General features: G+C 50.8%; 12 protein-coding genes. 4 read left to right on the plus strand and 8 right to left on the minus strand.

Annotation, left to right across the window (positions count from 1 at the left end):
- Positions 1 to 45 precede the first annotated feature (45 nt).
- The 5 genes from G9Q38_RS10740 to G9Q38_RS10760 form a co-directional block, all read right to left on the minus strand.
- Entirely contained in the window at positions 46 to 756 is a 711-nt protein-coding gene (locus G9Q38_RS10740) for an ABC transporter ATP-binding protein (RefSeq protein WP_119442583.1), read from the minus strand.
- On the minus strand, positions 753 to 1,502 hold the full coding sequence (locus G9Q38_RS10745; protein ID WP_119442584.1) for an ABC transporter ATP-binding protein: 750 nt from the start codon (positions 1,500 to 1,502) through the stop codon (positions 753 to 755). Before G9Q38_RS10745 ends, G9Q38_RS10740 begins: the two co-directional genes overlap by 4 nt.
- Before the next feature lie 9 nt (positions 1,503 to 1,511).
- Positions 1,512 to 2,522 (minus strand): branched-chain amino acid ABC transporter permease, encoded by a 1,011-nt coding sequence (locus G9Q38_RS10750; RefSeq protein ID WP_179950537.1) that lies wholly within the window; start codon positions 2,520 to 2,522, stop codon positions 1,512 to 1,514.
- Positions 2,523 to 2,528: 6 nt separating this feature from the next.
- Positions 2,529 to 3,410: a branched-chain amino acid ABC transporter permease gene (locus G9Q38_RS10755; RefSeq protein WP_166132382.1), complete on the minus strand. Its 882-nt coding sequence runs from the start codon at positions 3,408 to 3,410 to the stop codon at positions 2,529 to 2,531.
- Between the two features lie 76 nt (positions 3,411 to 3,486).
- Positions 3,487 to 4,641 (minus strand): ABC transporter substrate-binding protein, encoded by a 1,155-nt coding sequence (locus G9Q38_RS10760; protein WP_166130808.1) that lies wholly within the window; start codon positions 4,639 to 4,641, stop codon positions 3,487 to 3,489.
- 521 nt (positions 4,642 to 5,162) lie between these two features.
- Between G9Q38_RS10760 and G9Q38_RS10765 the strand changes: the two genes are divergently transcribed.
- Positions 5,163 to 5,417, plus strand: coding sequence for a hypothetical protein (locus tag G9Q38_RS10765; protein ID WP_166130811.1), 255 nt, complete (start codon positions 5,163 to 5,165; stop codon positions 5,415 to 5,417).
- A 285-nt stretch (positions 5,418 to 5,702) separates the two neighbouring features.
- On the opposite strand, the gene G9Q38_RS10770 is transcribed toward G9Q38_RS10765, so the two are convergent.
- From G9Q38_RS10770 to G9Q38_RS10780, 3 genes are all read right to left on the minus strand, one after another.
- Positions 5,703 to 6,137, minus strand: a complete 435-nt coding sequence (locus G9Q38_RS10770; protein ID WP_093970100.1) for a LexA family protein — start codon at positions 6,135 to 6,137, stop codon at positions 5,703 to 5,705.
- Between the two features lie 103 nt (positions 6,138 to 6,240).
- A complete protein-coding gene (locus G9Q38_RS10775; RefSeq protein WP_166130814.1) occupies positions 6,241 to 7,455 on the minus strand; it encodes a tyrosine-type recombinase/integrase in 1,215 nt (404 codons plus the stop codon).
- A 176-nt stretch (positions 7,456 to 7,631) separates the two neighbouring features.
- Positions 7,632 to 8,573, minus strand: coding sequence for a YicC/YloC family endoribonuclease (locus tag G9Q38_RS10780; RefSeq protein ID WP_166130816.1), 942 nt, complete (start codon positions 8,571 to 8,573; stop codon positions 7,632 to 7,634).
- Between the two features lie 101 nt (positions 8,574 to 8,674).
- Here G9Q38_RS10780 and rph point away from each other — a divergent pair, with 101 nt between their 5' ends.
- Genes rph through hemW form a run of 3 tightly spaced genes read left to right on the plus strand, consistent with a single transcriptional unit; the run spans position 8,675 to position 11,276 of the window.
- Positions 8,675 to 9,409, plus strand: coding sequence for a ribonuclease PH (gene rph, locus G9Q38_RS10785; protein WP_119442590.1), 735 nt, complete (start codon positions 8,675 to 8,677; stop codon positions 9,407 to 9,409).
- A 14-nt stretch (positions 9,410 to 9,423) separates the two neighbouring features.
- Positions 9,424 to 10,026, plus strand: coding sequence for an RdgB/HAM1 family non-canonical purine NTP pyrophosphatase (gene rdgB, locus G9Q38_RS10790; protein WP_166130819.1), 603 nt, complete (start codon positions 9,424 to 9,426; stop codon positions 10,024 to 10,026).
- Positions 10,026 to 11,276 (plus strand): radical SAM family heme chaperone HemW, encoded by a 1,251-nt coding sequence (gene hemW / locus G9Q38_RS10795; protein ID WP_166130822.1) that lies wholly within the window; start codon positions 10,026 to 10,028, stop codon positions 11,274 to 11,276. The genes rdgB and hemW overlap by 1 nt, the downstream gene beginning before the upstream one ends.
- The last annotated feature ends 246 nt before the right edge of the window (positions 11,277 to 11,522 follow it).

Raw genomic sequence — 11,522 nt, forward strand, 5'->3', positions numbered from 1 at the left:
ATAGAAAGGTGAGCATCTCGGGCTCTGTATGCTTTTGGAGGTATTTCAAACGCCTAGATATTGAGTTAACAATTCAGGTTGTTGAATTAGGGCTGCACTCTGTTTTTCATGGACAACCACACCTTTCTCAAGGACAACGCAGCGGTCCGTGTTGGCCAGTACCTTGCGATAATTCCGATCAACGATCAGGGTGGCTACGCCAGTTTCACGAATCGTGCCGATAATGCGCCATATCTCGGCGATAATGAGGGGCGCTAGTCCCTCTGTTGCTTCATCAAGGATTAACACGTCCGGGTTCGTCATTAAGGCACGACCAATCGCTAGCATCTGCTGTTCACCCCCCGACAGCTGTTGTCCACCGTGCCCAAGCCGCTCTGTAAGCCTTGGAAATGTCTCTAGAACACGATCGTAGCTCCAGTCGTTGCGTTCGTTAACTCCGGGACGAGCTGCGACCAGTAGGTTTTCGCGAACATTTAGGTTTGGAAAAATACCTCTGCCTTCGGGTACATAAGCTACGCCGAGGCGTGATACTTGATGAGGTGCTGAGCGTGTGTGGTCATCACCTCGGATTTTGATTTGTCCAGAGCTAGGTCGTACATGTCCCATAAGAGTTCTGATCAATGTGCTCTTTCCCATGCCGTTTCGACCTAGTAGACCAACAGATTCACCAGGATTAATTTTAAAATTGACATCAAACAGAATATGGCTCTCACCGTAGTGGGTGTTTAGACTTTTTGCTTCGATCAAACTGCTCATGCTTCATCCCCCAAGTAAGCTGTTTGCACATCGGGGTTATTGCGGATTTCCTCAGGTTCACCATGAGCGATTACGCATCCGTTCACCATAACGGTGATTTCGTCGGAAATGCGAAAAACAGCATCCATGTCATGTTCGACTAGTAAGACAGCATGTTCTTTCTTTAGGTCGTTTAATAGGCCAAGCATGCGATCGGTTTCTTCTGCCCCCATGCCAGCGAGTGGCTCATCGAGTAGGAGCACTTTGGGTCGAGTGGCGAGACACATCGCGATTTCGAGTTGGCGTTTTCCACCATGAGAAAGAAGGCCAGCTTTGCGATGGGCAAACTGTGATAAACCCGCGAGCTCCAGTGCGTGACTGGCAGCTTCATTAGTAAAGTCACATTTTGTATGTGGTGTGCCCCAATTCCAGAATTTCTGGTGCTTGGATTGCGCGGAAATTCGACAGTTTTCGTGGACTGATAAGGAGGGGAAGATTGTTGTGCGTTGATAGCTTCGTCCGAGGCCTGCTTGAGCTCGATCTGGTTGTGACCAGTCTGTTATGTCTTTATCCAACATCTTAATTTGACCCTCGTTGGGTGGGATTTCACCTGATAGCACACTGACAAGTGTGGACTTTCCCGCACCGTTCGTACCGATCACTGCATGGACAGCACCCTGATTTAGGTTGAGTGATGCGTTGTTAATGGCGATTAAGCCTCCGAAGCGTCGTGTTATGTTTTTTGCTGATAAAAGTGTTTGAGACATGCCTAGACCTTAATGTACTGTTGCTGAGCGTACTGTTGGTGATGGTTTTTTTTTGCCACGTCTTTTACTGAGCTGTTTCGGCAGACCGATCAAACCTGTCGGCATAAGTGCCACCAGCGCGATCACGGTGAGACCAAAAGTTAGGTGCCAGTGGACAGCAAACGCGCCAAAAATTGCTTCTGATTGGAAGAGTTCTTGCAGAAAAATGAGGCCAGCTGCTCCGATCATCGCACCCCATAGTCGACTGGTCCCCCCCAGAATGACCATGAATAGAACAATGCCCGATTGCTCCCAGCTCAGCAATTCCGGATTGACGTAGCCGTCCTTAATCGCGTACAGCACTCCTGCAAGGCCGCCAAATCCTGCCGCTACGATGTAAGCGGTGAGCTTGTAACCAAAGGTCGAATACCCGACAGCTCGCATACGCTGTTCGTTGACGTGTATACCTGTTAGCGCCGCTCCGAACCGTGAACGCATGAGGATGGTCAGAAAACCCCAAGTAAATATCAGGCATCCGAGGGTAAAGACATAAAACGAGTAATTGCTACTGATGTCGAGAAGAACAGCGTCTCCGATTCGTAATTCTGGGCGCGTATTCAGATAAATGCCGTCAGTACCACCCCCGAGTTTGGTGTCGTGAAAGACGTAGTAGGCCATTTGCGCAAATGCTAGCGTGACCATGATGAAGTACACCCCTTTGGTTTTCAGGGCTAAAGGACCTGTGATTAAGGCGTAAACCATGGCAGATATCACCGCTACAGGCACAAGCCATAAAAGGTTGCCTGCCGCGAATTCGGGCGACAGTAGCGTGACTGCGTAAGCAGAAACTCCAAAAAAAGCGGCGTGTCCTAGGCTGATCAAACCTGTGCATCCAACCAGTAATTGAAGGCTCAGTGCAAAAATACTGTAGATCATGACTTTGATGATCAACGTCGTGTAGTAGGCGGTTGTTATCATTGGTAAAAAGGCGATAACAATAACCAGTGTTAGCATCAAAAGAGTGCGAGATTTTGAATTCATTTCGCATCAGCCTTGTTTAAATAGCCCTTCAGGCTTGAAGAGGAGAATGGTTGCCATCATTATGTAGACGAGAACTCCGGCGACCTGAGGAAATAGAATTTGACCGAAAGTGTCGACAAATCCAATCAACATTGCGGCGATAAAGGCACCCTTAATCGAGCCGATGCCACCGATGACCACGACGACAAAGCTGATAATGATGACGGCATTCCCCATGCCTGGATACACCGATGAAACTGGTACTGCAATTGCCCCCGCTAGTGCAGCCAAAGCAACGCCAAGTGCAAATACGACACGAAACAGTTGATTGATATCGATGCCCAGTGAGTTGATCATTTCCCGATTGCTGGCGCCGGCTCGGATCATCATGCCTAGTCGGGTGCGTGACAGTAGCCAATACATGAAGACAGCAACAATGATGCAAACCGCCGATATGAAAAGTCGGTAAGTTGGGTATGTCATGAGATCGCCAAGTTGAATAGAACCGCTGAGCCATTCTGGGGCCGATACGCCGTGTACATCGTTGTCGATGATAATGCTGCGTAGTTCCTCAAAAACCAAAATCAGCCCATAGGTCATAAGGACCTGTTGAAGGTGGTCGCGTGTGTACAGATAGCTGTAGAAGGCCCACTCAAGAAAATAGCCGAGTAGGGCAGCCAGAACAATGCAGACCAGAACAGTAGTAATGAAGCCCCCTCCCAGGTACTGCGCCACCAAAGGCTGGAGAGCAAAGGCCATATAGGCACCGATCATGTAGAAACTACCATGTGCCAGGTTAATAATGCCCATGATGCCGAAGATAAGTGTCAGTCCACTGGCTACTAAAAATAGCAGTAATCCATATTGGACAGCGTTCAGGCACTGAATAAGGTAAGTGGCCACGTCCACAACCGTTCCTTTTCTAAAGATTTGTGCCTCTTTCTTGACGATAAATTGATCATTGTCAAAAAAGAGGCGAGACAAATTAAAGTTTGCAGCCCCGTGCTGGGTCGGCAAGTTTCTCTACAGCAACTTTAACGATTTCATTTTTGCCATTCTTTACTTGGCGAAGATAAATATCTTGGATCGGATTGCCTGCAGCGGACAACTTGAATTGACCTCGGGGGCTGTCGACCACGGCGTTGCTCATAGCTTCATGCATTTGGTCGCGTTTCTTGATGTCGCCACCAACTGCTTTCAGGCCTGCGTCAAGTAACTGCGCCGCGTCGTAACCTTGCATCGCGTATACGTCAATCGGATTGGATGGATAGCGCTTCGAGAAACTAGCGCGGAAAGCATTGTCACGTGGAGTGTTTAAGTTGTCGGCGTAATGAAGCGTTGTTAAAAGGCCATCAGCTGAAGCACCTTGGGCTTCGAGAGTACCGTCGGTTAAGAAGCCGCTACCTACTAGTGGAATATTGGCAGCTAGGTTTGCGCCGGCATAATCTTGTACAAATTTGACTGCGCCACTACCCGCAAAGAAGGCATAAACAACGTCAGGCTTAATTGACGCAATTTCCGTCAATAGAGGCTGGAACTCAACGGTAGGGAAGGGTACAGTCAGGTGTCTGATTACTTTTCCGCCTTTCTCTTCAAAAGCCTCTTTGAATCCATCGGTCGATTCTTGGCCGGCAGCGTAGTTCCAAGTGATTGTGACGGCAGTCTTGTAACCCTTATCGATAGCGACCGGTCCCATCGCGTAGCCTGGTTGCCAATTTGAAAATGATGTTCGGAATACACCTTTGCTGCACAGTGGGCCAGTAATCGCATCAGCACCTGCATTAGGAATAATTAGTGTTACACCCGCATCCTTAGCAGCCTTTGCTAAGGCCATTGCTACGCCTGAGTGCACCGACCCGACCAGCACATCAACTTGGTCTCGTTTAATGAGTCTATTTGCATTGTCAGGACCTTTTGATGGATTGGATTCGTCATCGACCCGAAAGTACTGGATATCTTGACCTGCCAGTTTTCCACCTTGCTCTTCAACATAAAGCTTGAAGGCATTTTCGATCGTTTGTCCGATTGTTCCGTAAGCGCCACTGTACGGAAGCATGAAACCAACCTTTACAGTTGCTGAAGCTTGAGCGCAAGCGACTGTAAAGAGCGTTGCCGTGGCAAGAATCTTCAATTTCTTCATTTGTCTACTCCAGGTTATTTATTGACGCACAATACCGTCATTTTCAAAATGTCCATTAGGTGAACATTAGTATCATTTTAGGTGAAGAGGTTTGTATCCGCTAGTCTTATAGGTAGGCACCTAGGGAAATCCCCACGTTGATCCGACGTTTTGCAGCACTTAGGCCATTTTGTTTTATGACGGGTTAGTTGATGTGGCCTGTCCCGGCTTTTTCGATCTACGGTAACTTGAGATAATGGTCTCTTGGACGGAGAGAGGCACATGAAGAAGAACCGATACAGCGACTGGGTATTTCGGAGCAACGTGACCGACGGTTTCGCTCCAACGTGACCGCCCATTTCGGCTGAACGTGACCGATTTTTGCCTTTGACCGAAATGGGCGGTCACGATAGCGAAATGGCCGGTCACGATGCCGTGACGGCATCCTACAGCGGCGTGACGATGTTGCGCATAGAACGAACTTGAAGCGGGTACGCTTGTCGGTTTCCACGGAGAAGCCAATGCCCGCGCAAAGGATGACTATGCGTAAGATTAAAGATGTACTGTGCCTCAAATTGCAGGCAAGGTTGTCGCGTGAACACATTGCTACGGCCTTGCACATATCCAAAGGGGTCATTGCCAAATACATCGGCCTGGCCGGCGCGGCGGGGCTGGACTGGACTGGACTGGACTGGGTGTCGATCCGTGACCTTGACGAAACGCAACTAGAACACCGTTTGCTGAGCAAGCCGGTCAAGCGGTCGGACTACGTGCTGCCAGACTACGGTCGAATCTAGCAGGAGTTGCAGCGAAAAGGCGTGACCCTCATGCTGCTGTGGGACGAATACCAGACCGAGTATGCAGTCATTGATTTCATTGCGCTCCTTTTACCCCCTAGACCTTGACCTGCTACTCGCCCACAAGAGACGATGAACCCCGATATCAAGAGTCGGAAAAGCATGACGCATGCTACTAACAAACTTGATCCATAAGATCGTTGTTGCTGAGCCCCACCAGGGGTTTGCCTTCGAGGCTTGGGCGCATCACGCGCTCGCAGGAGCAGTAAAAGCTGTTGCCGTCGATCAGGGCGATACGCTGCTGGTGTGTGGTCGAAACGTCCATGTCACTACTCCCCAGACATACAGCTCTTGCCCGTCTTTAAGCTCGATGTTGGCAAACGTAGGGTTGGCGCAGTCCAGCCGAACCAAGCCTTTGCGCTTGTAAAGGCGCTTGACGGTGTATTCCCCGTCGACTACCGCCACCACAATACGCCCATGAGCCGGTGTGACTGACCGATCCACGATGACGTAATCCCCGTCTTGAATGCCAGCGTCGCGCATGGAGTCGCCGCGCACGCGCATGAAGAACGTGGCGTCGGGCTGCTTGACCAACAAATCATTCAGATCCAGCCGTTTCTGGGCATGATCTTGAGCGGGGCTAGGAAAGCCGCATTGCACAGTGCTGGGTATGCCCCAGACGGTGACTGGCAGCTCGCTTAAAGGGATAGGTTTGCCCATAGATAAACTGTATATAAAAACAGTATTTTAGCGTTATATGAGCAACAAATTAATCGTCGGCGGAAAATTCCTAACGAGGAAAACGGTTCGAGCCCTATCTGGGCTAACCTGACATCATTGGTGCGAGCTTCTTGGCAAGCAGCTCCAAAGCTTCCCTTCGTTCATTGAAGTAGTCATGTCGGTTGTAGATGCCCTCTACACCTTTGAGTTTATGGTTCAAGCACCGCTCTGCCACGTGCCCAGGAACGCTTAGCGAAGCTAACAAGCTCCGGCAGGTGCGTCGTAAGTCGTGAACGGTGAAATGCGCCAGATCTTCCATTTTGTTTTCAGGTTGCACATCTTTGCCAGGGTCCCTACCAAACAGTTTGCATATCGCCCGATTCAGTGTGTCTTTACCCATGTGTGGCATTTTGCTCGACCGCCTATTTGGGAAAACATAGTCAGACCCAAATGCACGCACTTTAAGCTCGTTTAGCCACTGAATGGCTAAGTCAGGTAATGGGATGTCAATGGCAATACCCGACTTGCTTCGTTCTTTGGGCAGGTACCAAACCTTTTCGTTCAGGTCGAATTCGCTCCACTTTGCTTCCGTTAGCTCGCCTTTTCTGACGCCCAACAAGACTAAAAGCCCACAGGCCAAGTAGTTTTCCCGGGTAAAGCTAGTTGCTTCTTCTCTGAACTTCTTGAACGCAAATGTAAGCTCTTCGAAGCTCAGGGCTCTATCTCTGCTTTTTTCTATACCGCCAGCATCGTCTACCGAAAAGGCAAAAGCTGGGTTGCTGGAAATGATGTCTAGTTTGATGGCGTGGTTAAACATCTGCTTGCAGTACAGCAACGCATCGTTGGCAATCGTTGGCCTGCCGCTTTCCGTAATGTTACGCAGAATCTGCCTGATATCGCGCCCCGTAACAGCCGCTGGCTGTATTTGCCCAATGACTGGGGCGATGTCTTTTGTGTAGACCCGAAAGGGGATGTGGTGGTGCTTCAGGCGCTTTTTATTGCCTTCGTGCCAGTCCTTGAAAAGGTCGTCGACGCAGTTGATCTCGCCATAACTGGCTCTCTTCTTTGCAACGAGGGGGTCAAGACCCTCTCGGAGTTGCTTCATCTGCAAAGCCGCCGCCACTCGGGCATCTGCAAGCGAAAGGTCGTCCACCTTGCCTAGAGTCATTTCTTTGCGCTTTGCGTTGGATGTGTAACGCAACATCCAGTACGCACGACCAACTTTGGGAACGACGAGGTAAAGGCCATTGCCATCGGCGAAACGTCCGGGCTCCCCCCTAATTCTTGCGCTTACGGCCTTGCTGGTAAGTTCTGCCATAACCCCCTCCAAATGTACCCACCACTAGGCTTGGTGGGTATTGCATCATACCCACCATTATACCCACCGATTTAGACTTGATTCTGGTGGGTATCAGTAGACTTCCATGGAGTTAGGTTTTTATATAAATCATTGATTTTGTTGGTTATATTGATCTATATTGACATTGATTTACATCACTCAATATTCTGGGCCTGCTCGCGCATCTGCTCAATAAGCAATTTCAAATCAATGGCCGCGCGCGTAACGCTAATGCCCGCAGCTTTCGAGCCCAGGGTGTTGGCTTCACGGTTCATTTCCTGAAACAGGAAGTCCAGCCGCTTCCCGGTGCTGCCTTTATTTTTTCGGGCATTTTTAGCCTGTGCTTCGGGTTCGTCACCGGCCAATAATTCACGCAATTCCGTTAAATGTGATTGCAGCCGGGTGAGTTCTTCGGCAACATCGATTCGCAAAGAAAACAGCGCGCTTTCCTGTGCGATACGGGCGGTAAGTTCTTCGCCGCTAATATTGGTGAAACCGTTGGGGTTAGCATTTTCCAGCGTTTCACGCAGCTTGCCGGCGAGCTTTTGGCGGTGTTCGTCCAGTAACTGGGGCAACACATGGCCGACACCTTCCACAATTTCATCAATCTGGTCGGCGCATTCCAATAGCATGGTGGCCAAACGAGTACCTTCACGTTCGCGGTTGGCCTGCATGTCGGACAGCGCCTGGTGCAAGGCTTGTTGTGCCAGCGTGACCCAGAAGTCCGGGGCCGTTTCTTCAGTGTCCTGCCCCGATGCGCCTTTAATTAAATCGGTTAAAGAGGGTGCCCCTGTGTCGGGCAAAACCTGGCGCGCCAAACGCAACTGTTCAGCCACTTTTTTCACGTACTCGTGGTCCAGTTTATCCATAGGGTCGGTGCGTTGACGACTATAAGATAGCCGGATCTCGACCTTGCCGCGTGACAAAGTACGGGCAATTTTTTCCCGCAAGTGTGTTTCCACCACGCGTAACTCGTCGGGCAGGCGGAAATTGATGTCCAGGTAGCGGCTGTTGACACTGCGTACTTCCAGCGTTACGAAGCCATCAGGGCCTTCTGCGCGGGCGGTGCCGTAGGCTGTCATGCTGCGAATAGTCATAAATATTCCATTCCCTGTTACGAGGTTACAAAAGCTTGCGGGGCATTATGAATTAACATTGATGCATTCACCAAACTACAGAAAGGATTGTTTTGACCGATATGACGCATGCCCGATCTGCCGGGCGAACACCCAATCAATTACGGTCGATGTCTTTGGTAACGGGTTATACCCGCTACGCGGAGGGGTCAGTGTTAATCAAGGCGGGTGAAACGCATGTGCTTTGCAATGCCAGTGTACTCGACAAGGTTCCACCTTTTTTGAAAGGTAAGGGGCAAGGCTGGGTGACGGCTGAATACGGTATGTTGCCGCGCTCCACGCATACCCGCTCTGACCGTGAGGCGGCACGGGGCAAACAAAGCGGGCGAACTCAGGAAATTCAGCGCCTTATTGGGCGTAGTCTGCGCGCCGTGTTCGATTTGGAAGCACTGGGCGAACGTACGCTGCACCTTGACTGCGACGTAATTCAGGCCGACGGCGGTACGCGTTGTGCCAGTATTACAGGCGCCTGGGTGGCGGCGGCGTTGGCGGTTCATACGTTGATGCGTGAGGAAGTGCTAACGCAGAACCCTATTCGAGATCATGTTGCCGCGGTATCTGTCGGCCTGGTTCAAGGCAAACCGGTGCTTGATCTTGACTACAACGAAGACAGCAACTGCGATGCCGATATGAATGTGGTGATGACGGGTTCGGGCCATTTTGTGGAAGTTCAGGGAACGGCTGAGGGCGCGGTGTTTGGGCGTACGGCCTTGAACGGGTTGCTCGATATGGCAACGGCCGGAATCGCCGAACTGGTCAAGCATCAGCGTCAGGCGCTGGATTTGGCAACTGAGTGAAATTGGGCGGTAACGTGAGAAAAGTTGTTCTGGCTTCAAATAACGCGGGCAAATTGCGCGAGTTTGATTCTTTGTTGGCGCCGAAAGGTTGGACACTGGTGCCGCAGGGTGAATTGGGTGTGCCCGAAGCACCCGAGCCTCACCTTACATTCGTGGAGAATGCGCTGGCAAAGGCGCGCCACGCTTGCGAATATACGGGCTTGCCGGCATTAGCCGACGATTCGGGGTTGTGTGTATCTGCGTTGGATGGTGCGCCGGGTGTTTATTCAGCACGCTTCGCCGCAATGAATGGGGGGGAAAAGTCGGATCAGGCGAACAACCTTTACCTGCAGCAGCAGCTTAAGGGCGTTACAGACCGCCGGGCGCATTATGTGGCCGTACTTGTTTTCATGCGTGCCGCCAACGATCCTCAACCTGTTATTGCGCAAGCGCAATGGCACGGCGAAATCATTTCCGAACCGATGGGCACAAACGGCTTTGGCTATGACCCTTATTTTTATTTACCCCAATTCAATAAAACTGTAGCGCAACTGCAGCCGGGCGAAAAGAATGCGAATAGCCATCGTGCACAGGCATTGCAGTTACTGGTTGGTCAACTTGGCGGTCATTCAATTTAATGGGTACGCGTCGCATTATTCCGGTTGTGCACGAGCAAGAGGGTGCGCCCTTGTCTGGTCGACTACAAGCACCCGTTAAAACCGTTGATATGGGCCGCACTGCGCTTACCAGTTTGCCGCCGTTGGCGCTTTATGTGCATGTGCCGTGGTGTGTGCGCAAGTGCCCTTATTGCGACTTCAATTCTCATGAGCTCAAGGAAGACTTGCCGGAAGAAGCCTATTTGCAGGCGCTCCAAGCCGATCTGGAACAGTCGCTGCCGGATATCTGGGGGCGTTCCGTTATATCGGTGTTTATTGGTGGCGGTACGCCCAGCTTGTTATCAGCCCGTGCCATTGATCGCATGTTGTCATTATTTCGATCGCATTTGAATTTATTGCCCGATGCTGAAATTACGATTGAAGCGAATCCCGGTACCGTTGAAGCCGGTCGATTCGATGATTACGCGCGTAGCGGCATTAATCGCATCTCTCTTGGAGTGCAAAGCTTCAACAATGCGGCGCTTCAAGCCTTGGGGCGTATTCACACAGCCGAGCAAGCCGACCGCGCTATTGAACTGGCTCAACGCGCAGTGGGCCGGGTTAACCTCGACGTGATGTTTGCTTTGCCGAATCAAACTTTTGCGCAATGTGAAGAAGATATCCGTCAGGCGGTCGCCTGGGCTACGTCGCATTTGTCATTTTATAACCTGACCCTTGAGCCGAACACCGTGTTCGCCAAGTATCCGCCGGCCATTCCTGATGATGATGCCGCGGCGGTGATGCAGGAGACGGTGGCGCAACATTTGCAGGATGCAGGCTATGAGCGTTATGAAGTTTCCGCTTATGCCAAACCTGGTGCCCGGTGCGTTCACAATGTGAATTACTGGGAGTTTGGTGATTATCTGGGTTTGGGCCCAGGGGCCCACGGAAAGCTCTCATTTCATCATGGCATTATCCGGCAGGCGCGACTTAAAAACCCGGTGTCCTGGATGGAAAACGCAGTGAAGCGCAACGGTTCGCATCTGGCACAGTCCGGCCCGGTTGATGCCGCCGATTTGCCATTTGAATTCATGTTGAATGCCTTGCGTTTGCGTAATGGGGTGCCGGCGCATTACTTTGAGGATCGAACCGGCTTGCCGCTGATTCAGGTTTCAAAGACCTTGCAGCAGTTGACGGAACAAGGTCTATTACGGCCGGATCCTTCGCGTCTGTGCGCGTCCGACCAGGGTTGGCAATATTTGAATGAGGTGTTGGCCCGTTTCCTTCCTTGAGTCGGTGTCGGAATGCGTATTTTTGCAGGCCCAAAATCGACTTTGTCGCACCAAAATGTAAAACCCGTTGGTTTGCACCATAATTCGCACCATAATAGTGCATTCGCACCGAAACGAGGCGCATGTGGCGTGTTTTGATCACCGTTTAGTTCGATTCGACTATAAAAGTGATCTGTTTTGGCGCATTAAAAGTTGGCACGGATATTGCTTTATTTCAAGCAGTAGTATTTGTTTCGTTGAACGCTT

The sequence above is a fragment of the Pusillimonas sp. DMV24BSW_D genome (assembly GCF_011388195.1).
Classification (GTDB): domain Bacteria; phylum Pseudomonadota; class Gammaproteobacteria; order Burkholderiales; family Burkholderiaceae_B; genus Neopusillimonas; species Neopusillimonas aestuarii.